Here is a 21,543-nt window from a genome sequence, read left to right as displayed (position 1 = left end):
ACCTGCTCCACCGCAGTCAGGGCAGTTCGGAATCACCGGCGCACCGTACTCGGCACGCATCCTCCGTACGCTGGTCAGGGCGTCGTTTGGGAAACCTTGACCGACCGGTGGACCGTCCGGATTCCGACGGCCCACCGGGGTACGACGGGTCAGAGCCGGCCGGCCGGTTCCGGGCGCGCGTCTGGCTTGACGAGCGCCGGGAGCTTCCGCTCGAATCGGTTGAAGAGATTCATCGACGGCAGGATGGGCTGGGTGCCCGTGGCCTGCTGGGCGATCTGGGCGCCCCAGACCGAGGCCCGCAGGCGCTGGTTCGGGGTGCCGTGGTGGCCGGGGTTGTCGAAGGAGCAGTCGCCGACCTCGTAGAAGGCTTGTTGCGCCTGGTGGATCTGGACGCCGTTGAAGTTGAGCCCGCGCGGGTGGGTGACGAAGTAGGTGCCGAACCCGTCTGCCATCAGCTCGGTGCGGCGGGTCGCCTCGGCGCCGGTCAGGGGGCTGTCGAACAGGCCCTGTTCGAATTGGACGTGGTGAGCCATCTCGTGGGCGAGGACCGCACGTGAGCCGGCTGCTCCCAGGCCGAGTGCGTCGAGCGCGGTGAGCATGCCCTCGCCAAAGACGACCTTGTCCGGGACGTCACGCAGCAGCGGGTCGGTCTCACCCTCGGCGGTGAAGGCGAAGGCGTTCAGGGTGAAGATCGGGTTGCGTCCTGCGTCGAGCGCGGGCACGGAGTCGAGGATGGCCATGATCTCGGCTGCGACGGCTGCCGCCTGATCCTCGTCCATGCCCCAGATGAAGGAGACCATGCGAGCGACTCGCGCCGCGTCCTGCAGCATGTCGTTCTGCATCGCCATGAACTTGACGTCGAACAGGTTGACGTCCCAGAACTGCTGTGCGTCTTTGAAGGTCCGCTTCAGCGTGCTCTTGTAGCTGGCGGGCAGGCCGTAGTCCGCCTCGTTGTTGGGCTGGCCGTAGATGAGCGCGTCGTAGGCCGAGTAATCCAGGACGCCAAAGATGACCAGGACCAGCAGGGTGTCGAGGTCGACGCCTTCGAGCAGGCCCTGGGTGTACGTGGTGAACTGGGTGTCCTGGCACTGGTAGAGCGACGGGTCGATCGCCTCCGCGACCAACTCCTGCGCGAGGGACGGTTTCAGGCCTATCCGCTCCCGCTTGTCGGCGAGCATGGCCTGCCAGTTCTCCGGTAGCAGCGCGGCGATGGCGGCGATGCGTGCCTGGGTCTCCGGGTCCGCGGCGGCGCGGGCGGTCGCGAAGTCGAACTGCGGCGGGGCGACAATGCCTCCGCCTGCGCTGACGCTCGCGGGGGGCGCCGCGTGGACGGGCCCTGGGGTTAGTCCCAGGCCGAGGACGGTTGCCGCCAGCAGTGCGGGAATCCGTCGTCTCATGCACGCTCCTCGTTGTTCTGCGAGCCTCGGGTGTCGAGGCCTCGATCAACTGTTCGGTAGCGGCATTGAAGCACATAGGTGCATAGTGGCGCACCCTCCGAGATCAACTCGTCACGCAGTCGACGAGTGCGTGCTCTCACACCTCCGGCCACAGATTGAGGGTGCGCGGCGGGGCCACCAGCGCATCGGGACGCCTCGTCGCGGGACTGTCCTCGCCCGCTGTGGGCAGCGGGCGCAAGTCCATCGAGCATGGCGTGGTCAGCCGGGTCCGCGCGGGCGTCGCGATCCTCGCCCGCGTGAACGACAAGTAACGACGACACCGGGCCACACAGCAAACTGAGAAGGCATCCCTGCCGGCTCGGCGCTGTGGCTCGTCCTCACCAGCCGTCTTCGGGGTCGAGCCCGGCAATGGCGGCCAGATCGTGCGGACATCTGAATGACCTCTGATGGCAATCCCGAAGAGATGCGGCTCCGGCTCCCCGGCAACCGCGGGAATCGCCCCGACGACCACGTCACCAAGCTTCCCGATCGTCGAGGACTTGCCGGATACTCGCGTTCTCTTGCCGGAAAGTCGCAGCCGCCGCCGCAGCGCAATGACCGCCGGTAGCGTGCTCCTCTTCCGAACGAGTCCATATTTCAGGCGGTAACCATCGAACTTTTCGGGCGACAGGCCGAGTTGGCAGGTCTGTCGGACTTCATAGGTGTTGTCCACGGGGCCGGTGGTGCCCGGCCGATCTGCGGCGCTCCTGTGGTCGGTAAGTCGTCTCTGCTGGCGGCGACGGCCGGGCTCGCCACCCGGTCTGGCGGCATGCGCGTGCTGCGCGCGTACGGGACGGAGTTCGAGACCAACGTCAGCCATGCCGCGCTGAACCAGTTGTTCCCGCCGGTGCACCCCGCCCTGGTCTACCACTGCCGGCGTCGGGTGGTCGCCGCGGTGTCGGCTCTCCTTCGATCGATCCGGTCTTAGGAAATCCCATCTGAGAGGAGCACTGTCATGTCCGAGGAAAACAAGCGAATCGTTCGCGGTTACTTCGAGGAGTTGGACCGAGGCAGGACTACCCCGGTGCACCTGTGCACCGCCGACTACCGGTTCCACCCGGCCGGGCTGCCGAGTATGGACCTGGACGGGGTGAAGGCGTTCGGAGACGGGTTCTTCGTCGGCATGCCCGATCTGCGGCACCCGCTCGAGGAGCTGATCGCGGAGGGCGACCTCGTGGCGCTGCGCTGCCGGTACGAGGGGACGCACAACGGGGAACTCATGGGGGTAGCGCCGACCGGGCGACGCGTCTCCGCGATCGGCATCGGCGTCATGCGTATCGCGGACGGCAAAATCGCGGAGTTCTGGGTTTCGCCGGACCGGATGACCATCATGCAGCAGATCGGCGCCTTGCCCTCGCAGGCGTAGGCGACCTCGCGTATCGACCTGGGCGCCCAGGTCGATACGCGCCAGCGTGATTCAATCGCCGAGTGCCGCTCGACGAACTCCGGGACCTCCTGGCCCGCCATGCCCGTCCAGATCAGCGAACCGCGATCGAGGGCGTTCAGATCATGAAGGCGGATCAGCCCTACCCGCCGGCCGCCACCACGTACGGCAAGGTCCTGGTCGTGATCGGCCAGGGCGTCAAGCGGTGCGGGTTCGGCGACAAGATCTACGAATACCGTGCCGGCCAGTACCTGGTGGCATCCGTCGAGCTTCCGGTCACCAGTCACTTCAGCCGAGCCAGCCCGGACTGCCCCGGGCTCGGCGTCGGCCTGGCCTTGAACCCGTCCACCGTCGCAGAGATGCTGCTGCAAGCAACTCCCGATGTCCTCGGGCGGCCCAGCGACGAGGCGGCGGCTATCGGCGTGGCTGTGGCGCCGCCGACCCTGCTCGACGCCGTCGTCCGGCTGCTCCGACTGCTCGACGAGCCCACAGACATCCCAGTGCTGGCGCCGCTGATCAAACGCGAGATCTTGTGGCGGCTCCTCAAAGGCGAACAGGGGGCGATCGTCCGCCAGCTGGGCCTGCCCGACAACAGCCTCAGCCACATTGCCCGGGCGGTCCGCTGGATCCGCGACAACTACAGCCACCGCTTTAGAGTCGAGGACGTCGCCCAGCTGACCGGGATGAGCGTTGCCGCGTTCCACCGCAATTTCCAGGCGGTCACCGCGATGACCCCGATCCAATTCCAGAAACAGATCCGGCTGCAGCAAGCCCGCCTTCAGCTGGCCGCCGACCGCACCGACATCGCCGGCATCAGCCGCCGGGTTGGATACGACAGCCCCTCGCAGTTCAGCCGTGACTACCGCCGCCAGTTCGGCTGGCCGCCCAGCCGCGACGCCGCCCAGATGCTCACCGCCGCTGCGGGGGCCAAGAGTCCCGGTGCGACGAACCGAGCCGGCCATGATGACTGTTGCGCGGACACCGCGGTGCGGGCACAGCGCCTGCCGGCAGGGTCACGCGGCCCAGAACAGCGTCCATGACCACCTCGGCCGGGAACCGGAACCCACTGAAGGTCGACTTCGGCGGCATCGAAAGGGCGACGACCAACCACTCGACAACCGCACCGGTCAGGCCTGCCTCGGCTCGTGCCACCGGACAACACAACGGCGCCGTCGCGATTCCAGAGCAGGCTCAGCCCGGCTGCGGTGAGGGCGAACCAGAGTGCGGTTCCGACCGACCAGTCCCTGGCTTCGCGTCCAACGGTGCGCTATCCGATCGAGGCGCGGCAATCGCGTCTCGTCTCGCCAGGTCTCGGCGGGAGGTGATGCCGAGTTTGCGAAAAATCTTCCGCAGGTGATAGTCCACCGTGCTCAGGCAGGGAACGAAGCAATGCTGGCAGGGCGCCGAACACGAGGGGAAGGCCGCCCAGCTCGCTCATCCCGACCCATGCGATGTCGTCATGCTCCTCAGGTGCACTGTTGGTAGGAGAGCCGACCCAGTCGCTGACGTGCCAGACGCCCACGTGGACGGCGTCCTCGCCACTGCCGGCATGCAGGTCGCCCAACCGTGACGAGGACTCCGCCACGATGTGAACCCCTAGCTCCTCGTGCATCTCACGCGCGAGGGCCTGTAGTTCCGACTCACCCGCATCCACGTGCCCCCCGGGCAGATCCCAGAGATCCGGGTAGGCCCGGCGGGTCGGGCTGCGGTGTACCAGCAGGACCGCGCCGTTCTCCACAAGTGCGCCGCAGACGACGACATGCATGACGGGATTAGAGCACAGGGATAGGACAAGCTCGCTCCACCCTGAGGGCACGGACATCCGGCTCGGTCGCCGACCGTACGCGTAGGCAGACGACGAGGCGTCGTGCTCGCTTCTCGGCGTGCCGTGGGGCCTGCCATCCTCGACTGCCATGTCCGCGCGCTTCCTCGGGCTTCAACGACCGCTTCCCCACCGCCGCTCCAGGTGCTCTCGAATGCCGCGTCCATACTGCGGGAAGCAGCAGGAAAGCGTGCCGCACAAGCAGTGGACGTGGCACGACTCTGAACGCCATGCGGCTGTTCACGGGTGAATGCCGCGGCCTGGCGGTCGCCAGCGACGGTTTCGAGAGGTCCAACGAAAGCATTCACGCTCTTGGCCTCAGGCCAGGAGCGCTGGTGAACCCTTTCGCTGTGCGACTGGGACCGTCGAGAGGCTCGACAGGACGCTCTCGTCGGCACCTTGCGCTGCTGCCGGCGTTCGGGAAGGCGTCGTCAGGCTGAGGTCTCCCGTACGCCGGCTTGTTCGCGCGCGGCGAGGATGTCGGGGACGTGCGTCTCGGCCCACTGTCGTACGGCGCGCAGCGGAACCAGCAGCGAACGGCCAAGTTCGGTCAGGGCGTATTCGACGTGGGGCGGGTTGCCGCCCAGGTCAGTACGGGCGAGCAGGCCGTCAGCCTCCATGGCGCGCAGCGTCTCGGTGAGGGCCTTGGGGGTGATCCCGCGGATGTGCGCTTTGAGCTCGGTAAACCGCATCGGTCCGTGCTCCAGTGCGTTGACGGCGAACACCGTCCAACGCGCCCCGATGCGGTGCAGCACGGTGCGACTCGGGCATGTCGCCGCCATGACGTTGTACGCCTTGCCCATGGGGTCCTCCCGGTAGCGTTGAAGATACCGGTAGCAAATGTATACCGTCGCGGTCATGACAGAGAACCTGACAGGCAAGCGGCTCCTGGTCGTCGGCGGGGCTCGCGGTATCGGCGCTGAGATCGTCCGGCGCACCAGGCAGGCCGGCGCCGACGTCGTCGTCGCCACACGGTCTGGCCCCGAAGTCCAGATCGACGTCACCGACGAGGCCACCATCGCGCGGGCTGCGGAGTCGCTCGGCGCCTTCGACCACGTGATCTCCACCGCGTCGGCTCACCATGACGTGCCGGTGCCCGACCTGGAACACGACAAGATCCAGGCCGCATTCTCCGCCAAGGTCGTCGGCCCGCTGCTGCTGGCCAAGCATTTCGCCCCACGGATGCCTGACGGCGGATCGTTCCTGTTCTTCTCCGGCATCGTGGGCTGGAAGCCCAAGCCCGGCACCGTCGTCAAAGGTACTGCGAATGCTGCCCTAGCCGCGCTGGTCACCCACCTGGCCGTCGAGCTCGCGCCGTTGCGTGTCAACGCCATCGCGCCCGGTATCACCGACTCTGGCACCTGGGACCGGCTTCCGAACGAGCGTCGCCGTGCCTTGTACGACGGTGCCGCCGCAGCCTCCCTAACGGGCAGGGTCGGGACGCTCGAGGACGTCACCGACAGCGCCCTGTGGCTCCTGGGTGCGGGATGGGTGTCGGGCGAGACTGTCCATGTCGACGGCGGCGCACGGCACCGCTGACATGTCAACCACCACCAAGATCCAGCCCCGTGCCCTCGTCCGGGCCTCCGGAGGCCCCCGCTACGCCGTCGCCCTGGCCGTGGACGCGCTCGGCACCGGCCTGCTTCGGCCCTTCCTGCTGCTCTACGGGGTGACGGTGCTGAGGCTGTCCGCGTCGGCCACCGGCATCGCCATGACGGTCGGCATCGTCATGGGCCTGGTGTGCATGCCCGCGGTCGGCCGATGGCTTGACCGGGGCGCACGCAGCACGGTCGTGGCAGCGTCGATGCTGGTACGGGTGCTGGGCGTGGCGCTGCTGCTGGCTACCCCGGCGGGGCACGTCTGGCTGTTCGCGACGGCGGCACTCTTCCTCGGCATCGGCAACCAGGCATGGCCGGCTGCCCACGCAGCCCTCGTGGCCACGGTCGCCCACGGCCGCGAACGCGACGCCGCTCTCGCGGCGGGCCGCGCACTGCGCAACGCCGGCCTGGGCGCGGGCGCCCTCCTCGCCACCGCATGCCTGGCGGGCGGTACCACCGCATTTCAGGCGCTGGCAGCCGTCACCGGGCTCGCCTATCTCGCCGCGGCAGCCTTGGCATGGTCGGTCCACCTGCACACGCATCCGGCCGCTACTGCGGCCGGGGACAGGGCCGACGGGCCCGCACCTCGGATGCGCGCGCTGCTGGCCGCCAACGTCGTCTACGTTTTCTGCCTCAACGTCCCCGAAATCGCGCTCCCCCTCGTTTTGGTGACCCAGTTGCACGCATCCCCGGTGTGGTCGGCGGCCATCTTCGTGGCGAACACGGTGCTGGTGGTCACCCTGCAGGTGCCGGTCACCGTCCTGACGTCCCGGTTCTCCCGGCGGACCGTGCTCACTCTCGCCGGCGTGGTACTCGCCGCGTCCTACCTCGGCTTCCTCGCGGCCACCTCGCTGGGACGCGGCTGGAGCGTCCCGGCCGTCGCCACCGTGTCCGTGGTCTGCACGATCGGCGAGATCATCTATGCCGGCAGCGCCACCGCGCTCGTCACCGCCCTCGCCCCGGCCCATCTCCTGGGACGCGCCCTCGCCCGCTTCCAGCTTTCCACAGGCTTCGGTCTAGCCGTCTCCCCGGCAGTCATCACCGCTCTCGCACCCCACGGCTCGGCCGCCCTCTGGGGCAGCCTCACCGCCGCGACACTCCTCTCCGCCTCCGCCGTCGCCACCGAGAAGGATCAAGGCGCGGCTCAGCGGTTGCTGCCGCCGGGCGCAAGCAGGCTCGTGAGCACGGCAACCGCCTCTGGCGACGGTTTGAAGTAGCGGCAGACGTCCTCCGGCTCCTTGCGCCGAGACTTTCGCCAGCATCAAACAGCAAGGCGTCGTGTCCGCCGAGATGGGCCAGGGCGGAGTGGCGGTACTCGTGCAGTCCCAGCCCCGTGCCCGATCCGCGCACAGGTCCCAGCCCGTGCCCGGTCCCCGCACGAGTCCCAGCCCGTGCCCGGTCCCCGCACAGGTCCCAGCCCGTGCCCGATCCGCGCAGGGCGGAGCGCTCGTCGAGCAGGGCACGGGCCTGGGCGTGGGAGAGACGAGCCAGGCCGGAGCCTGGGCACACCTCGTGCGGGCTCACGACCTTGCCCGGCTGCGGACGGCGGTGGGTGACAAGGGGCCCCGTCGTTCATCGCGATCCGACCCACCAGGCGTTGATCATGTTGCTGGGCGCCCAGTCGAAACGCGGGGTGCAGCGTTCCCGGTTCCGGGTCATCAACGCGATGCGAGCCCAGGCACTCGCCCGGTCTGTCGGCCGGGCACAGCAACTCACCACCCAGGGCATCGACAGCGCCGCACAGCGCGGTTCCGGCCGGTCCAGGATCCAGGCGCCACCGCCGACAAAGCAGGGCCATGCCCGGTCGCCGTCCGGCAACCGCGGCGTCGCAACTCCCGCACGCACGGGGAGCACATCACCCGACGCGGTCCCCGACCCTGTGGCCGGGAATCAGCCGACGGCGACTGGGGGTCCAGCGGTTCCCACAGCTGACTCGGCGACGGCAGCGGCGTTACGGTCGACGGACGGAGACGGGCAGAACGCCCGTGGCAGCTCGATCAGGCGCCCTGTCCCTGGTTCTGCATCAGGCCACCATCCATGAAGTAGGTCGAGCCGGTTACGTACTCGGCATCGTCGCTGGCCAGGAAGACGGCGAGTCGAGCGATCTCGCTGGGCTGGGCGGCCCGCCGCCAAGGGATGCTCTGTACCTGTTCCTCCAGGTACTTCGGGTCGTCGATCGCCTTCTGGTTGAACGGCGTGAGGACCATCCCGGGCCCGATGTTGTTGACATTGATCTTCATTGGAGCAAGTTCCAGTGCCATGCTTTTCGAGAGGTTGAGCAGCGCGCCCTTGCTGGCGTCATAATCGGAGCCGCCCGCCCTCGCCACCTCCTGGTGCACCGAGGTCACGTTGATGATCTTCCCCTTTCCGCCCTGGTCGCGTCGGTGCTGCGCGAAACGCCGGGAGCAGAAGAACGCACCGTAGACATTTGTCCGGATCGCCTTGTCCCAGGTCTCGGTGTCCAGATCGATGACTGGGATGCCGGAGGCGTCGACCCCGGCGTCGTTCATGAGCACGTCCAGGGCGCCGAACTCCGCCAGCGCGTCGTCGAACATTGCCCCCACCTGTTGCTCGTCGCTGATGTCGCCCTGCACGACGATGGCCCGGCGACCGGCCTGTTCCACCTGCTCGCGGGTGTGCTGCGCGCCGTCGTGGTCGTTGAGGTAGTGCACCACCACGTCGGCGCCCTCCTTGCCGAACTCGATCGCGGTCGCCTGCCCGATTCCCGAGTCGGAACCAGTGATCAACGCGGTCATCCCGTTGAGCCGTCCAGTCATCAGTTGCCTCCTTCGGTGGACGCCGCGCCGGATGACGCGGTGTTCAGCTGCCAGGCAGCCAGTACCAGCCCGATGTGCGAGAACGCCTGCGGGAAGTTGCCCAGTTGCGCTCCGGTGAACGGGTCGATCTGTTCCGCGAACAACCCCAGGTCGTTCGCGCTGTCGGCCAGATTCTCGAACAGCGCGGCGGCGCGGTCCCGCTCGCCGGCGAGCGCGAGGCAGCTCACCATCCAGAACGAGCAGAGGAAGAAGGCCGCCGGGTCCCCGTCCCACCGCCGGATCAGGCCACCGTGGGAGAGCCGGTCTTCGATCAACGCCATCGTGGCCCGCATCCGGGGGTCGGTCGCTGGTAGAAACCCGACGATCGGCATGACCAGTACGCTCGCGTCGAGCTGGCTGGAACCGAAGGCGCCGGTGAAGGCGCCCACCTCGTCGTTCCAGCCCTCGCGCAGGATCGTGTCCCTGGCCTCGTCCCGCGCGTGGCACCAGCGGGCCACGTCGTCGGCGTCCCCGATCCGCTCGCCGAAACGTACCGCCCGGTCCAACGCCACCCAACAGAACACCTTCGACGACAGGTAGTGCCGCTGCGCGTCCCGGGCCTCCCACATGCCGGCGTCCGGCTCCCGCCAGGCGGCAGCGGCACGATCGGCGAGACTACGAAGCAGGTCCCGAACCTCGTCGCGCATCGGGTCGAGATAGTCGCGTAGCAGCCACGCCGCGTCCAACACCTCACCGAGTACGTCGAGTTGCCGCTGCCGCCAGGCCTCGTTACCGATCCAGACCGGCGTACTGTGGGAATACCCGTGCAACGTGTCGACCTGCCGTTCCGAGATGTCCCGCTCACCCTCGACGTCGGACATGATCGGCACCGGTCGATCACCCACCTGACCGACCGCCGAGGCGACCCAACTGAACAACCGGTTCGCCTCGGTCGGACAGGCAGCCACCCAGAGCGCATGCAGCGTCATGCTGAAGTCACGCATCCACGCGTACCGGTAGTCGTAGTTGCGGTCCCCACCGACGAGTTCGGGCAACGACGTCGTCGCAGCGGCTACGATCGCCCCGCTGGGCTGGTAGGTGAGCCCCTGTAGCACCAGGGCGTGTCGCCGGACCAGCTCCGGATAACGGCCCTGGTACTCGTGCTCCCGCGCCCAGGAGCGCCACGACTCCACCGTCTCGTCGACAGTCTGACGTACGTCGATCGCGAGCGTTCGCGCGTCTCCGTACGTCGGGGTGTAGGCGAGCTTGAACGTCTCCCGCTGCCCCGTCCCTACCCGAAACTGCGCACTGGCGTCCTCGCTGTTGCTTTGCAACGGCACGCTGGCGGTCAGGGTCAATGTCGTCGCGCCCGCCGTGGCGACCAGTGCCTCGTCCCGCCGCACCAGGTATCCGTGCACCCGACCGTACTGGAATCGCGGAGAATAGGACATATCGAGCAGGACGACGCCGGACAGGCCCTCCACCAGGCGAACCAGCACACCCGGTGACTTGCGGCCGATCTGATGTCCCCGCACCCCGGGCTCCAGGGCGAGCACGTCGGTCACCGCCACCGAACCGCTGTCGGTGGTGAAGACGGTACGCAATGCCAGGGTGCCGGGGACGTACGCGCGCTCCACCTCGAACGCGCCCCGTGGGCGGATCGACCAATGCCCGCCGTGCTCGTCCAGCAGTCGACAGAACACCGACGGCCCGTCGAAACGCGACGGACACCACCAATTCACCGCCCCTTCCCGGTCCACGAGTGCGGCGGTGCGTCCGTCGGCCAGCAGGCCATGATCCTTGATCTCGCTCCTGCTCACCCCACCGGCTACCCGCCGGGTCCGGATCTAACCGGGTCCGGATCTAACCGGCCAGACCGCAGACGGCGACAAGATCGCGTTCGAAACGCGAAGGCTGCGCCAGTGACCGGCGCCGTCGATCTGCGGGAATGCCAATGCGCGGTGCCGCCGGAGGGCTGAGTCGGTTGCGTCTCCGTCGATCGCTGGAAAGGTGTCCTTGATGATCGGGACTGAGATCGAGCTGGCCGTTGGCGATGTCGTCCTGGCGGGCGTGGACTTCGGCGGCCAGGACGCGCCCGTGCTGCTCGTGCACGGCAGTGGTCACAAGGCCGCCGCCTGGGCCGACGTGGCTGCCCGGCTGGTGGCCCACTCCATTCGTATCCACGTCGAAGGGGCAGGACCGATGCCCACCGGAATGGACATGAGCGAGATCCTGGTCCGGCCGACGGCAGCCAGTGGTAGGAGATCCCCACGTGGCAGGTGACCACCCGACGCCCAGCAGGTTTACGCCGATTGGTCACCACTGCGGGATACAGTTCCATCGGCGATGGCCGTAGAATTCGGCCCGGACAGTAGTGGGAATGCAAACGCTGCCACGCTCGCCGCCGACGTTTTCGGTCTGTCGTCAATAGTGGAGCTTGCCCTGCCGTGCGCGGGATGCCAGGTTCTGCAAGGAGGATTCCTTGACGCGTCCAGTGTGGGCTACTCGGACATCGCCGCGTGAGGCGTCGGCGATAGCGATGATGGTGCGGATGCTTGTTTCGCTGTCGTCGGCGAACATGGGTGGCAAAGCATTATGAGGTGGTAGGACGGTTTCTGTCAGGGCGTCGCCGACGATGATCGTCCCATTGGGGAGGATGACGCTCTGGGAGCCGGCCGTGTGTCCCGGGGTCAGGAAGGAGCGCCCGAAACCTCCGTACCGCTGGAGGTCTTCCGAGTCGTCGAGCTCGATGTCGGGCGTCACGGGAGCCCTGTCTCCGTGCATGACGAGCGGCGACAAGATCTTTCCCCGGAGCCGTGTGGGTTTGACGGTGAGCCGGCCGCCTCGACGCAAACCGTCTGCGTCCAGCTTGTGGATCGCCACCGGGGCACCAGTGGCTCGCCGCAACGCGTCAGCGGCCCCAACATGATCGTAGTGATAATGGGTCAAGACAATCAGTTGCAGCTTGACTTTCAGATCCTCAAGCTTCGCCAGAACTTTAGGAATAATCGTTTCCGACCCAGCGTCGATCAGCATGGCTGTGTCACCGGACACCGCCAGGTAGGACGCAGAGATCATATCGCGTACGGGATAGATGTCCACGATTCTCGTTTCTCGTGAAAGATAGATGGAGCCGGAACTTCCACAGAATTCGCAGCGGGGGCAGCGCGCATGTGTGCGTCAGCAAGGCGCGGGCCACGAGCCGATTCGTATTGACCAGGAAGGTTCGGCAAACAAAGGGGAGACGCTAATTACCCTGGCCGGCTTTCAATGGCGACGACAAGCAGTGAGGGTTCGTCGTGAGTTTCTTCGTGCGACGAGGTCAGTCGGGCTCGCGCAGTCGGGCGATCGAGGTGATGAGTTCTATCTCGGTTTGGGTGAGGTCGGGCCAGGGGAACTGGTAGCCGTTGCCGCGCAACATGACGAAGCCATGCATGGCCGCCCACAGTTGCGTCGCGGTGGACAGGACGTCCTTGGCGCCAGAGGATCCGTCGGCGATGCACTGCCGGACGCCGTCCATGAGGGCGGCAAACGGGCCGGCGTCGGCGGTGCGGGTGTCCGGTGCATCGCCGGCCGGGCGGGGCTCCTCCCCACGAAGCAGCCGGTTGCGATTGAAAAGCAGCCCGTAGAGATGGGGATTACCGATCCCGAATGCCATGTAGGCGCGGCAGCCGGCAATCAGCCGGTCCCGGGGAACCTCGATGCCCTCTTTGGCCGCCGCGATGAAGCGTCCCAGCTGAGCGAAGGTCTCGACGGTGACGGCCTGCACGATCTCGTCCGGGCCGGCGAAATGTAGATAGATCGACTGAGGTGCGATGCCGATGCGCCGCGCCACCCCCCGCAGCGTGACCGCGCTCTCGTACCCATCCTCGACGAGGATCTCCCGGGCGGCCGAGACGATCTCGCCACGCAATGCCTGCCCCGCACCTCGGGCATTGCGCCGCCTGCTCCCGGTCTGCCCTGTGCTCACAGCCGTGAGCTTACATTGGCGACCGGATTGTCGGGTCCGGCGTCAGCCGAGCGGGTCGGGAACCTCGTCGGCGGTAGCCGCGGCGCGCAACTGGGCGGTGTCGTCGCCGCGCAGCGGTTCTCCGTGGCCGAAGCAGACGACGTCGACGTCGATGTCGGCGAAGCGGCGAAACGATTCGCGGGCCTTCGGCCGGTCGTGGTTGAACGGGCCCAGTATGACCTGGCCCTGCTGCCAGGTGGCCACGTCGCCGGTGAAGAGCACGGCCTCGTCCGGGAAGTGCAGGGCGATGCTTCCGTGGGTGTGGCCCGGAAGCGACAGCACGCGGGCGCCGATCACGTCGAGGACCTCGTCGTCGTCCAGTTCGCGGTCGATGCGCGAGGGTGGGGCGTCGGGGATGGAGCCGGCGATGTGGGCGTAGAACCCTTCCTCGGCGTGGGTGAGGGTGGGGAGCGAGCCGTAGCTGTCGCCGCGGATGATCGGGGCGTCGCCGCGGTGCGCCCAGATCTGGACGTCGGGCCATTTGGCCAGTTCGGCGGCCGATCCGACGTGGTCGGGATGCCAGTGTGTGAGCACGACGTGGGTCAGCGACTCACGGTCCAGCCCCCAGCCGCGCAACGCTGCGGCGATGGCGTCGCCCTGTCCGGCGATGCCGGTGTCGACCAACACCACCTCGGGCCCGCGGCGCAACAGGTATGCCTGCCCGGGGCCGCTGTCGAGCACCATGCGCAGGTCAGGACGTACTTCGACGACGTTCATGTCAGTCTCCCTTGATCGAACCGGTGGGACCCGGATGCCTTGGAACCTGTACGCCCACTTCACGGACTTCCACTCACCGCTTTCCGCTCACGCCCTTCAGGTTACGGGTGTGAGGTTACGCCGGCTGGGCGGAGTCTGGCAATAGCGGCTCTTCCAGGGGCACGGGGCGGTAGACCACTGCGCCCGGCGTGAAGGTCGTGCTGTCGACGAGTTCGACGGTGCTGGCGCGCTCGGGGCCGCCACGGCGCAGCACACCGCCAACGTCACCGCCCTGCTGGCCGCCGGCCTCACACCCCGAGAACTGACCACCCTGGACGCCCTGGCCCGCAAGCTCCTGCACCACCTGACCACCGCCGCCCGATAAAGTCCACTCCCTCCCCTCGCCCGCTCGTTCACACTCGCCCCCAGGCACCCACCCGCGATCGTCCACGCCTCATGAACGGGAAGGAACCGCGTTGTCGCTACCCGCCTACCCACCTTCGCGCTACGACGGGGAACACGGTCACAGCCGCACGCACCTGAGAAGAGCGGACCAGCCGGCGGACATCACCTACCCGAACGGGGTGAAGGTCACCTACCTCGCGCGCGGCACCGAGACGTACGGCGACTTCGGCCTCTACCGGTGGGACTTCAGCCCGGAGCCAAGCGGACCCGGACCGCACTTTCACCGCGGCCTTTCCGAGTCGTTCTTCGTCCTGGACGGAAACATCCGGCTGTACTCCGGTGACCGATGGGTCGACGGCGGCGCCGGAGACTTCCTGCACGTACCACCCGGCGGGATGCACGGGTTCCGCAACGAGTCGGGTGAGCCAGCGTCGATGCTGTTGCTGTTCGCGCCGGGCGCGCCCCGAGAGGAGTACTTCGAAACCCTCCTCAAGCTGCGTGAGGGTTCGCTGGAGATTACCGAGTCCGAGCGGGACGCCTTCGGCATCCGGCACGACAACTGGGACTGACCGGTTTTCTGACGGAAGGAGCGCTGGTGTCACCACGCCGACAGCGCCCTTGCCGAAATCCTCAACCGAGTAGGTGAAGGGTGCCGCAGTAACCCCCAGACCGTCGACGACTCCCACCTGGGCCGGTAGTGCTACACGGTCGTCACCGCACCCTTCACCCTGGGGCGGGGATCCTCCGCGTTGTGGTCGGCCGCAAGGCATAGCGACGAGAGAGCGGGGTGCCACACCTCTACGGACATGGACCAGGCGCCGAAGCCGAGGAAGAACCACGTCGGGCGGCGGACGATCGTCGCGGTCGCGGTCGCGAACACGGCCGTCAACGGTACGACGACCATTGTCTTCCGGTACTGCACGAAGTGACCCTCGGCGAGCACCGTCGCGCCACTGATGGCGGCGGAACCCACCGCGACGATCACGCTGGCGACGAGTTGACCGACGAGCACCGGTGTCCGGTCGGGTCGCGCCAGGTGGAGCAGCACGATCGTCTGGTGCTGCTAGTGCTGGGCGGTCCGCACGCTGGCGAGGCCGACGGCGCCGAGCCCGGCCAGGAGTTCCCACATGTCGACGCTCACCCAGCCGAGCATCATCGTCACAACGCAGAGGAACGCGATGGAGAGCCAGCCGGAGCGGACCGTGGCCGTCCGGTAGAGGTCGCTGCGTACGAGGGCGATCATCGGGTCACCGCCAGGCGGAGAAAGACCTGCCGACTAGCCTCGCTGTTTCAGCGTTCGGTGGGGCGCAGGGACTGAGTGTGCCGGGTGGCTGGTTTACGGTGTCGAGGTGAGCCAGCGGACTGATGTAGGTGTACCTGGCAACTTGGCCCCGGTGGTGATCGGCCCTGCCACCGAGGATGACCTGTCTGGAATCGTGGAGATCCTCAACTACACGGTGGCGAACTCACACGCTACGTTCGCTACTCGGCCGACTGACGTGGAGGAACGGCGCGGATGGTTTGAGCAGTTCGCCTCGACCGGGCCGTATCGGCTGGTCGTTGCGCGACGCGGCAGCCTCGTGCTGGGCTACGCCTGTAGCCAGCGCTACCGAGACCACGAAGCCTTCCGGGAGACGGTCGAGGTGAGCGTCGCGCTGGACGTCAGTTGCCGGGGCCAGGGTGTGGGTTCCTTGCTGTATCGGACACTGTTCGAGTGCTTGGCCGACGAGCCGGTTCATGTCGTCCTGGCGGGCATTGCCATGCCCAACGATGCGTCGGTGGCGCTGCATCGAAAGTTCGGCTTTACCGAGGTTGGCATGTTCCGCGAGTACGCGGTCAAGAACAGTCAGTACATCAGCTCGTTGTGGATGCAGCGTCTTTCACCAACTGCTGATTGAGCCGGCCAAGCTAGTTGATCATCTTCATGGTGCTCCTGTCGGTGTGTGAGCGCGGTGGTGACCCGCGCGGTTGGTCGGGATCCTCCAGGTCCTGGTCGAGGTGGTTGGTGAGGGCTGGGGTCAGGTGACCGGGTTGGGGTATCGCCGTGGCCGCGGTCGACACCTTCCGCCGCGCCTTCGCGTCTCCCACACGCTAGCCGCCCCCTGGCGCAGCCGGACGGGTCACCGACCTGCTGCCGGCCCCCGAAAGCTCTGTACCTGCCACAACTCGTCGTAGAGGCCGTGGGCTGGGAGTTCTCGGCTCGACTGAGGATCGCCGTTATGCTCGTACGGCGCTGGCTTCGTCCGGCATCCGCCAGCGGAAGCGCAGCGGTCGAGGACTGGCTGGCCGAGATCTTGAAGGTTGCCGAACCTCCGCATTGGGTAGTGGTCCGCTGGTTCACCACTGTCCATCACCGAGCCCGGAGGCCCGCCGTGACCCTCTCGCTATTCCTCTACATCCTCGGCACCATCGCCCTCGCGCTCGAAGCCATCGGCGTCCGGGCCCCCCGGGTCTCGCTCGGCTGGCTCGGCCTGACCCTCATCGCCTTCACCGCGCTGATCCTGCCCGAAATCGACTGACACTTAGGGGCCCGTAGAGCGCAAGCTCTTCGGCATCGCTTCGACCCGCCGAGCACGCCCTGTCGCGACTAGTCAGCCTCCGCGGGCGAGGCCGCCGGGCCGCACTGGGCACACGTCCGTCAAGCCGCCCAATTGTGTTCCCTCAGGTTGGGCGGCTTGGCTGCCAGACGGTACGGCCGCTGAATCCCGGGGCCCGAGCGTAGTCAGCCGTTGGTCACCAGCCGCTGGCTACTGGCCGGCTTGGAAGGCGTACGGCGGCTGCACTTGGACCCGATGCCGGGCGCCGACGCGTCGGACCTACTGCGACGGATTTTGGCCGAGCGTACGGACTTGTCACCCGACAGCGACCTGCAGGGTCTGGTGGATTTACTGGGCGGCCTACCGCTGGCGCGTGGCGGCGGTGACCGGCGGCGTCGCCGTGGCGACCGCCGAGGAGTATCTCGACGATCTGGTCGATGGGGGCGTCAGCCTCGCGAGGCACCGCACCATCGCCATCGACACCCGCACCGGCCGACACCATCCGTCCAGCGGCGAGTAGGTGGCTGAAGCTAATCGAACGTGCGTGCGGCAGTGCCCTGCCGGCGGGCCCCCGAACTCGTCGACGAGTCCTCCGGTCTGCACCGGGCCGAGCCCGGCGGCGATCTCTCCCACCGATCAAATGATTCCTTGGCTGGAACACAGCCGAAAACGGGGTTTTGATCTGGCGCACCGCCTCGTCAGCGAGAATCTCACTATGCCCGGCGGCAAGGCCTCCGGAGCGTCCGGGCTACGACCGCGGTCCGGAACCATCTGTTCGGCCGGGAGGTGCACCGACAAGTCGGAATCGATGAAGGCGGGATGTCGCTGGTCGTGCTCGTGCCGTCGCAATCCGGCCCGTACGGCCCTTTGACCAAGTAGCTTGGGTGGAAATGCGCCCGGCGCCGCCGGCACGGATCAATGACCGTTCAGCGCCCGCCATCCTCCCCCATGCCGGGTGATCCTGCGCCCTGCCCGGTGGACCGGCGGTGAGCCACCATGTTCGGCGCCCACGACCTACGGCCGAACCAATGGGCTCCGGGTCTACTGGCAAAATGGTGAGGCTGCCGAGATGATGAGAAAAGGTCCACTGGCCGGCCATTACCCTGCGGTGGCGGCGATGGTCGTCGCCGCGCTCGCCCCGTACCTGGTGCTCTCGGCGACCCTGGATCCACTCTTGCCGATCATCAGCAAGGAGCTCGGCATGAGCCCCGGGGAGGCGGGTCTGGCGGAGGGCCTTGCCAACGCCGGGTACGCGCTGGGCACCGTACTGTCGGTCCAGCTCGCCCAGCATCTGCCCCAGCGCCGGATGCTGATCATCTACGCCTCGATCCTGGTGATCGGCTCGGTGCTGGCCGCGTCGGCGACCGAGCCGGTGCAGTTCATCGTCGGGCACATACTCCAGGGACTGTGCACCGGTCTCTTGTTGATCGCGGCCGTACCGCCGCTGGTCACCGGATTCCCGCCGACGAAGCTCCTCCCGACGGCCGCGATCCTCAACCTGTCGATCTTCGGGGCGGTCGCGCTGGGCCCGCTGATAGCCGGCATCCAAGCCGACTACCACGGCTGGCGGCCCCTGTTCTGGGTGGTCACGGGGATCGCCGTCGTGGCGCTGCTGCTGTCGCTGCTCACCTTCCAGGATGTGCCACCGGCCGACCCCACCGCCACGCGTTCCCCGATCGCCGTCGTGCTGGCCACCGCAGGCTGTGTGGCCGCGTTCTACGGCGCCTCCCAGTTCCTCCCCCACCAATCCCTCGACGCCACCGCGCTGGCGCCACTGATCGTGGGCGTGGCGCTGATCCTCGTCCTCCTGGTCCAGCAGTACCGCGCCAGGCGCCCGCTGCTGATCGTGCGCCCGCTCACGAGCACGCTACCGGTGGCCGGGATAGCGGTAGCCATGACCGCGGCGGCGTCCTCCCTGCCCGCGATCGCGTTGACCAGCGTCGTGCTCCGGGACCGACACTCGCCCCTGGACCTGGGACTCCTCTTCCTGCCCGAGTTCGGCGGCGCGGTGCTCGCCGCGATCGTGTTCGCGAACCTGTTCACGACCCGAGCACTGCACTATTTCGCGCTGGCCGGGATGCTCTCGCTCATCGCGGGCATCGCGCTCATCGCCGTCAGCATCCCACCCGGCACCATCGCCACGCTGATCGGAACGGGACTGATCGGGATCGGCGTCGGCGCCACGGTCACCCCGGCACTGTTCATCGCCGGCTTCTCACTGCGCAACGCCGCTCTCCAGCGGGTGTTCGCGATCATCGAGCTACTGCGGGCGGTGGCCGCCTTCATGATCACGCCCATCCTGCTGTACATCGCCATGACCGTCGGGGACAGCCCCGCGGACGGCGCCCAAACCGCCCTCTGGGTATGCCTCGGACTGGCCGTCGGCGGAACGCTGCTCGCGCTCGCGGTCTACACGCTGGGCGGCGTACGTCGTCCACCGTCGCCGGCTGTGCAACGCTGGTTCACCGGCGAACCAGCGTGGGACTCCCCGCCACTGCTCGCCGCGATCCGCCGCAAGTCCGCCCGGCGAGGACCGCCGAGCGCCGGGGCGGACCCATCGGCATGACCCGGACCGGAGCGTCCGGCGCAGGCGCCGGCAGTGTGGCGCCTCCCTGACCAGCGTCAGTCGCGGCCGTATGCCCAAGTGTGCTGTTAGGTGGTTCCCAGCGACCGGCTCAGCATCGTCACCAACTGCTCCGCCGCGCCCGGTGTGTCGAAGGCGGGATCGGCCATTCGTTCGGCGACGATCGCGTCGATCGCGCCATTGATCATGATGGCGGTAATGCGCGGGTCGACGTCGGCCCGGTAGTCACCGACGATCCGGGCTGCCTCGACGAGGTCGGCGACGGCTCGCCACCGGGCTGCTGAGCCCGGCCGGTCGGTGACCTCGTCGTCGCCCAGGATCGCCTCGGCGATCACGCGGGCCCGTTCCGGCCGCTCGTGCAGGTGGCCCACGAGGGAGCGGATGTACGCATAGAGAGCGGCGGCACCCGTATGTGTCCCGACCGCTGTGCCAACCTGCGCGGTGAGGCCCTCGATCACCGATTCGTAGGCGGCCCGTACCACCGCGTCCTTGGACGGGAAGTGGTAGAGCACGGTGGCCTTCGAGATCTGGGCCGCCTCGGCGATGCGGGCGAGGGAGGTTCCCGCGTAGCCGTGCCGCGCCACCAGGCCGATGGTCGCGTCGATGAGCTGCGTCCGGCGCGCCTGCTCGATGAACGTGGGCGGGCGCTGGCCCGATGTGGGTCGTGACGGCATGACGCACCCACCTTACCGGGCCACTTGGCTGGTCCAGCCTGCCCGCCGACCGTTCGACTGGATTTCAAACCGATCGGTCAGTAAACTGACCGATCGGTTGAAAATCGATGGGGGCGATGACAATGCGTCAGTTCCTGGGCCGGATCCGTCGCCGGCACCTGCTCCGAGCCGGGACTGTGGTGATCCTCGTGGCCGTGCTTGCGGGATGGTGGGCGGTACGCACGCCGGCACCGGTCGGCTACTTCACCTCGGCCGACGCGCAGGACCGGTTTCTCCGCGCCTACGAGCGCGCGGTGGACGACCTGCCGGTGCCCGACCGGACGCTGGACGTCCGCACCGGGTACGGCGTGGTACGGCTGTACCACTTCGCGGGCGCGAACCCCGACGCCGCACCGCTGCTACTGCTCCCCGGTGCCATGTCAGCGTCGCCGGTGTGGGCCGACAACCTGCCGTCACTGCTGCGCTTACGCAGCGTGTACGCCGTCGACCTGCTCGGCGAGCCGGGCATGAGTGTGCAACAGCGCCCGATCAGCACCCCACGCGACCACGCACAGTGGCTGCACGACATGCTGCTCGCACTACCGGAACCGCAGGTGCACCTGGTCGGGCTGTCGATCGGCGGGTGGACCGCGATGAACCTGGTCGTCCACCGTCCCGACAAGCTGGCCAGCGTGGTCCTCATCGAACCGGTTCTCGTGTACGCCAACCTGTCGCTCGGCGCGATCGTCCGGTCGATTCCGGCGAGCGTGCGGTTGTTACCGAAGTCGTTCCGCGACGACTTTGCGAGCTGGACGGCCAACGACGCGCCAGTTGAGGAGGTTCCGGTCGCCGCGATGATCGAGGCTGGCATGCAGACCTACGTCAACAAGAAGAGCGGGCCGACGCGCCTGACCGAGAAGCAACTCGCCGGTGTGCGGATCCCCACGCTAGCGATCTTGGCCGGTGAGTCGCGAATGCACGACACCGACAAAGCAGCCGAGGTGGCCAGGCGCGCTCCCATTGGCGCTGCGGTGATCGTCTATCCGGACGCGTCGCACGCGATCAACGGCGAGTACCCGGACCGGATCACCGCCGACATCGGTGCGTTCCTCGCCGGGAAGGCCTAGCTCCTCGGCGCACTCCACGTCGCCCGGATGATCGGCCCGCTGCTGCACACCGCACTGGTCCGGCGCACTGTTCAGAGGTGAATCGCATGGCCGTGCCTTCGGGAGTGCGTGCGAACGGCGCTCCCGGACGACTATCGCCCGACCATGACCCAGAGGGAGCACCCATGTCGAGACGTTCACGGGTGCCACCTCCTCGGGCTCTCGCACGGTCTCCGGAAAACCAGCAGCGGTCGCTGCCAACCACCAGGCGGATGGCTTACTGCCAGTAGCTTTCGACGACTGACGCGGACCGTGAAGTGGCGTCCTCGGGGTTTGCTCCGTACTCCCGCTTGGCGCGCCGCTGTCGGAGAAGGTCCCAGCACTGGTCGAGTTCGACTTCGACAGCGTGTACGTCGTCGGGGTCGGTCTGATCGTCCACGGACCGGTGTGCTCGGTGACCACGCAGCTGCCGCTCACGTTCGACCAGTGCGGTAATTCTGTCCAGGATGGTTTCGTCGCTCATGTTGCGTCCTCTACGGGGAGTCGATGGGATGAAC

At 67.6% G+C, this 21,543-nt stretch carries 26 protein-coding genes; 12 read left to right on the top strand and 14 right to left on the bottom strand.

Features of this window, described 5'->3' with window-relative positions; all coding sequences use genetic code 11:
* Positions 1-149: 149 nt before the first annotated feature.
* Together AB0J90_RS26595 and AB0J90_RS26590 are read right to left on the bottom strand one after the other, a co-directional pair.
* The gene (locus tag AB0J90_RS26595) at positions 150-1,397 is read right to left on the bottom strand and encodes a hypothetical protein (RefSeq protein ID WP_363600268.1); all 1,248 of its coding nucleotides are present in this window, start codon (positions 1,395-1,397) and stop codon (positions 150-152) included.
* Positions 1,398-1,533: 136 nt separating this feature from the next.
* Positions 1,534-2,109, bottom strand: coding sequence for a hypothetical protein (locus AB0J90_RS26590; protein WP_363600266.1), 576 nt, complete (start codon positions 2,107-2,109; stop codon positions 1,534-1,536).
* A gap of 96 nt (positions 2,110-2,205) precedes the next feature.
* On the opposite strand from AB0J90_RS26590, the gene AB0J90_RS26585 reads away from it, so the two are divergent.
* From AB0J90_RS26585 to AB0J90_RS26575, 3 genes are all read left to right on the top strand, one after another.
* Positions 2,206-2,364 carry a hypothetical protein gene (locus AB0J90_RS26585; RefSeq protein WP_363600264.1) on the top strand — a complete coding sequence of 53 codons (159 nt, stop codon included), beginning with the start codon at positions 2,206-2,208 and terminating at the stop codon, positions 2,362-2,364.
* 27 nt (positions 2,365-2,391) lie between these two features.
* Positions 2,392-2,802 (top strand): ester cyclase, encoded by a 411-nt coding sequence (locus AB0J90_RS26580; RefSeq protein ID WP_363600262.1) that lies wholly within the window; start codon positions 2,392-2,394, stop codon positions 2,800-2,802.
* A 62-nt stretch (positions 2,803-2,864) separates the two neighbouring features.
* Entirely contained in the window at positions 2,865-3,860 is a 996-nt protein-coding gene (locus tag AB0J90_RS26575) for an AraC family transcriptional regulator (RefSeq protein WP_363600260.1), read from the top strand.
* 227 nt (positions 3,861-4,087) lie between these two features.
* On the opposite strand, the gene AB0J90_RS26570 is transcribed toward AB0J90_RS26575, so the two are convergent.
* Both AB0J90_RS26570 and AB0J90_RS26565 read right to left on the bottom strand, forming a co-directional pair.
* Entirely contained in the window at positions 4,088-4,585 is a 498-nt protein-coding gene (locus tag AB0J90_RS26570) for an NUDIX domain-containing protein (RefSeq protein ID WP_363600258.1), read from the bottom strand.
* A gap of 488 nt (positions 4,586-5,073) precedes the next feature.
* Positions 5,074-5,502 carry a helix-turn-helix domain-containing protein gene (locus tag AB0J90_RS26565; RefSeq protein ID WP_363600256.1) on the bottom strand — a complete coding sequence of 143 codons (429 nt, stop codon included), beginning with the start codon at positions 5,500-5,502 and terminating at the stop codon, positions 5,074-5,076.
* Here AB0J90_RS26565 and AB0J90_RS26560 point away from each other — a divergent pair.
* Together AB0J90_RS26560 and AB0J90_RS26555 are read left to right on the top strand one after the other, a co-directional pair.
* Positions 5,501-6,181: an SDR family oxidoreductase gene (locus AB0J90_RS26560; protein ID WP_363600254.1), complete on the top strand. Its 681-nt coding sequence runs from the start codon at positions 5,501-5,503 to the stop codon at positions 6,179-6,181. The genes AB0J90_RS26565 and AB0J90_RS26560 overlap by 2 nt on opposite strands.
* Positions 6,153-7,457 carry an MFS transporter gene (locus AB0J90_RS26555; RefSeq protein WP_363600252.1) on the top strand — a complete coding sequence of 435 codons (1,305 nt, stop codon included), beginning with the start codon at positions 6,153-6,155 and terminating at the stop codon, positions 7,455-7,457. Before AB0J90_RS26560 ends, AB0J90_RS26555 begins: the two co-directional genes overlap by 29 nt.
* A gap of 780 nt (positions 7,458-8,237) precedes the next feature.
* On the opposite strand, the gene AB0J90_RS26550 is transcribed toward AB0J90_RS26555, so the two are convergent.
* Together AB0J90_RS26550 and AB0J90_RS26545 are read right to left on the bottom strand one after the other, a co-directional pair.
* Positions 8,238-9,017: a glucose 1-dehydrogenase gene (locus AB0J90_RS26550; protein ID WP_363600250.1), complete on the bottom strand. Its 780-nt coding sequence runs from the start codon at positions 9,015-9,017 to the stop codon at positions 8,238-8,240.
* A complete protein-coding gene (locus AB0J90_RS26545) occupies positions 9,017-10,816 on the bottom strand; it encodes a glycoside hydrolase family 15 protein (RefSeq protein ID WP_363600248.1) in 1,800 nt (599 codons plus the stop codon). The genes AB0J90_RS26550 and AB0J90_RS26545 overlap by 1 nt, the downstream gene beginning before the upstream one ends.
* 199 nt (positions 10,817-11,015) lie before the next feature.
* Here AB0J90_RS26545 and AB0J90_RS26540 point away from each other — a divergent pair, with 199 nt between their 5' ends.
* Positions 11,016-11,279, top strand: a complete 264-nt coding sequence (locus tag AB0J90_RS26540) for a hypothetical protein (protein ID WP_363600246.1) — start codon at positions 11,016-11,018, stop codon at positions 11,277-11,279.
* A 141-nt stretch (positions 11,280-11,420) separates the two neighbouring features.
* On the opposite strand, the gene AB0J90_RS26535 is transcribed toward AB0J90_RS26540, so the two are convergent.
* From AB0J90_RS26535 to AB0J90_RS26520, 4 genes are all read right to left on the bottom strand, one after another.
* The gene (locus AB0J90_RS26535; RefSeq protein ID WP_363600244.1) at positions 11,421-12,098 is read right to left on the bottom strand and encodes an MBL fold metallo-hydrolase; all 678 of its coding nucleotides are present in this window, start codon (positions 12,096-12,098) and stop codon (positions 11,421-11,423) included.
* Positions 12,099-12,318: 220 nt separating this feature from the next.
* Positions 12,319-12,966: a TetR/AcrR family transcriptional regulator gene (locus tag AB0J90_RS26530; RefSeq protein ID WP_363600242.1), complete on the bottom strand. Its 648-nt coding sequence runs from the start codon at positions 12,964-12,966 to the stop codon at positions 12,319-12,321.
* A 42-nt stretch (positions 12,967-13,008) separates the two neighbouring features.
* Positions 13,009-13,722: an MBL fold metallo-hydrolase gene (locus AB0J90_RS26525; protein ID WP_363600240.1), complete on the bottom strand. Its 714-nt coding sequence runs from the start codon at positions 13,720-13,722 to the stop codon at positions 13,009-13,011.
* A 115-nt stretch (positions 13,723-13,837) separates the two neighbouring features.
* The gene (locus AB0J90_RS26520; RefSeq protein ID WP_363600238.1) at positions 13,838-14,065 is read right to left on the bottom strand and encodes a hypothetical protein; all 228 of its coding nucleotides are present in this window, start codon (positions 14,063-14,065) and stop codon (positions 13,838-13,840) included.
* Positions 14,066-14,177: 112 nt separating this feature from the next.
* On the opposite strand from AB0J90_RS26520, the gene AB0J90_RS26515 reads away from it, so the two are divergent.
* Positions 14,178-14,675, top strand: coding sequence for a cupin domain-containing protein (locus AB0J90_RS26515; RefSeq protein ID WP_363600236.1), 498 nt, complete (start codon positions 14,178-14,180; stop codon positions 14,673-14,675).
* Positions 14,676-14,806: 131 nt separating this feature from the next.
* On the opposite strand, the gene AB0J90_RS26510 is transcribed toward AB0J90_RS26515, so the two are convergent.
* Complete coding sequence (locus AB0J90_RS26510; protein ID WP_363600234.1) at positions 14,807-15,154, bottom strand: hypothetical protein; 348 nt, start codon at positions 15,152-15,154, stop codon at positions 14,807-14,809.
* A 15-nt stretch (positions 15,155-15,169) separates the two neighbouring features.
* A complete protein-coding gene (locus AB0J90_RS26505; RefSeq protein WP_363600232.1) occupies positions 15,170-15,349 on the bottom strand; it encodes a hypothetical protein in 180 nt (59 codons plus the stop codon).
* A gap of 106 nt (positions 15,350-15,455) precedes the next feature.
* Here AB0J90_RS26505 and AB0J90_RS26500 point away from each other — a divergent pair, with 106 nt between their 5' ends.
* From AB0J90_RS26500 to AB0J90_RS26485, 4 genes are all read left to right on the top strand, one after another.
* Positions 15,456-16,004, top strand: a complete 549-nt coding sequence (locus AB0J90_RS26500; RefSeq protein WP_363600230.1) for an N-acetyltransferase family protein — start codon at positions 15,456-15,458, stop codon at positions 16,002-16,004.
* A gap of 474 nt (positions 16,005-16,478) precedes the next feature.
* Entirely contained in the window at positions 16,479-16,625 is a 147-nt protein-coding gene (locus AB0J90_RS26495) for a hypothetical protein (protein WP_326557325.1), read from the top strand.
* Positions 16,626-17,016: 391 nt separating this feature from the next.
* Positions 17,017-17,163, top strand: coding sequence for a hypothetical protein (locus AB0J90_RS26490; protein ID WP_363600228.1), 147 nt, complete (start codon positions 17,017-17,019; stop codon positions 17,161-17,163).
* 597 nt (positions 17,164-17,760) lie between these two features.
* Positions 17,761-19,209: an MFS transporter gene (locus AB0J90_RS26485; RefSeq protein WP_363600308.1), complete on the top strand. Its 1,449-nt coding sequence runs from the start codon at positions 17,761-17,763 to the stop codon at positions 19,207-19,209.
* Positions 19,210-19,295: 86 nt separating this feature from the next.
* Here AB0J90_RS26485 and AB0J90_RS26480 read toward each other — a convergent pair whose 3' ends face one another.
* Positions 19,296-19,901 carry a TetR/AcrR family transcriptional regulator gene (locus AB0J90_RS26480; RefSeq protein WP_363600226.1) on the bottom strand — a complete coding sequence of 202 codons (606 nt, stop codon included), beginning with the start codon at positions 19,899-19,901 and terminating at the stop codon, positions 19,296-19,298.
* 116 nt (positions 19,902-20,017) lie between these two features.
* Here AB0J90_RS26480 and AB0J90_RS26475 point away from each other — a divergent pair, with 116 nt between their 5' ends.
* Positions 20,018-21,007, top strand: coding sequence for an alpha/beta hydrolase (locus AB0J90_RS26475; protein ID WP_363600224.1), 990 nt, complete (start codon positions 20,018-20,020; stop codon positions 21,005-21,007).
* A gap of 256 nt (positions 21,008-21,263) precedes the next feature.
* Here the strand turns inward: AB0J90_RS26475 and AB0J90_RS26470 are convergent, their stop codons facing one another.
* A complete protein-coding gene (locus AB0J90_RS26470; RefSeq protein ID WP_363600222.1) occupies positions 21,264-21,509 on the bottom strand; it encodes a DUF2630 family protein in 246 nt (81 codons plus the stop codon).
* Positions 21,510-21,543 lie beyond the last annotated feature (34 nt).

Origin of the sequence: Micromonospora sp. NPDC049523 (assembly GCF_040676775.1) — a bacterium.
Lineage (GTDB): Bacteria > Actinomycetota > Actinomycetes > Mycobacteriales > Micromonosporaceae > Micromonospora_G.
The sequence above is the reverse complement of the archived record's forward strand: the minus strand, read 5'-3'. Positions and strand labels throughout refer to the sequence as shown.

Coding starts and splice junctions, on each gene's coding strand:
- AB0J90_RS26595 (WP_363600268.1), bottom strand. CDS start 1,397: ATGAGACGACGGATTCCCGCACTGCTGGCGGCAACCGTCCTCGGCCTG.
- AB0J90_RS26585 (WP_363600264.1), top strand. CDS start 2,206: ATGCGCGTGCTGCGCGCGTACGGGACGGAGTTCGAGACCAACGTCAGC.
- AB0J90_RS26580 (WP_363600262.1), top strand. CDS start 2,392: ATGTCCGAGGAAAACAAGCGAATCGTTCGCGGTTACTTCGAGGAGTTG.
- AB0J90_RS26570 (WP_363600258.1), bottom strand. CDS start 4,585: ATGCATGTCGTCGTCTGCGGCGCACTTGTGGAGAACGGCGCGGTCCTG.
- AB0J90_RS26560 (WP_363600254.1), top strand. CDS start 5,501: ATGACAGAGAACCTGACAGGCAAGCGGCTCCTGGTCGTCGGCGGGGCT.
- AB0J90_RS26565 (WP_363600256.1), bottom strand. CDS start 5,502: ATGACCGCGACGGTATACATTTGCTACCGGTATCTTCAACGCTACCGG.
- AB0J90_RS26555 (WP_363600252.1), top strand. CDS start 6,153: ATGTCGACGGCGGCGCACGGCACCGCTGACATGTCAACCACCACCAAG.
- AB0J90_RS26550 (WP_363600250.1), bottom strand. CDS start 9,017: ATGACTGGACGGCTCAACGGGATGACCGCGTTGATCACTGGTTCCGAC.
- AB0J90_RS26540 (WP_363600246.1), top strand. CDS start 11,016: ATGATCGGGACTGAGATCGAGCTGGCCGTTGGCGATGTCGTCCTGGCG.
- AB0J90_RS26525 (WP_363600240.1), bottom strand. CDS start 13,722: ATGAACGTCGTCGAAGTACGTCCTGACCTGCGCATGGTGCTCGACAGC.
- AB0J90_RS26505 (WP_363600232.1), bottom strand. CDS start 15,349: ATGATCGCCCTCGTACGCAGCGACCTCTACCGGACGGCCACGGTCCGC.
- AB0J90_RS26485 (WP_363600308.1), top strand. CDS start 17,761: ATGGTCGTCGCCGCGCTCGCCCCGTACCTGGTGCTCTCGGCGACCCTG.
- AB0J90_RS26480 (WP_363600226.1), bottom strand. CDS start 19,901: ATGCCGTCACGACCCACATCGGGCCAGCGCCCGCCCACGTTCATCGAG.
- AB0J90_RS26475 (WP_363600224.1), top strand. CDS start 20,018: ATGACAATGCGTCAGTTCCTGGGCCGGATCCGTCGCCGGCACCTGCTC.
- AB0J90_RS26470 (WP_363600222.1), bottom strand. CDS start 21,509: ATGAGCGACGAAACCATCCTGGACAGAATTACCGCACTGGTCGAACGT.